Origin of the sequence: Macrococcus equipercicus (assembly GCF_004359525.2) — a bacterium.
GTDB lineage: Bacteria > Bacillota > Bacilli > Staphylococcales > Staphylococcaceae > Macrococcus > Macrococcus equipercicus.
This window is the reverse complement of sequence record NZ_SCWC02000042.1, coordinates 1-215: the sequence shown is the minus strand read 5'-3', so window position 1 is coordinate 215 and position 215 is coordinate 1. Positions and strand designations below refer to the sequence as shown.

Genomic DNA, 215 nt, shown 5'->3' with positions numbered 1-215 from the left:
TAACAAGGTAGCCGTATCGGAAGGTGCGGCTGGATCACCTCCTTTCTAAGGATTATACGGAAAAGGGATACTTGATATCCCTTAGGGATTAACGTCTGACATATTGTATTCAGTTTTGAATGTTCATCATTCAAATGGGCCTATAGCTCAGCTGGTTAGAGCGCACGCCTGATAAGCGTGAGGTCGATGGTTCGAGTCCATTTAGGCCCACCATT

Annotated in this window: 1 tRNA gene; it reads left to right on the top strand. The window is 45.6% G+C overall.

The features are described 5' to 3' along the window. Positions 1-136: 136 nt before the first annotated feature. Positions 137-213: transfer RNA gene (locus tag ERX35_RS11360), tRNA-Ile, on the top strand. The last annotated feature ends 2 nt before the right edge of the window (positions 214-215 follow it).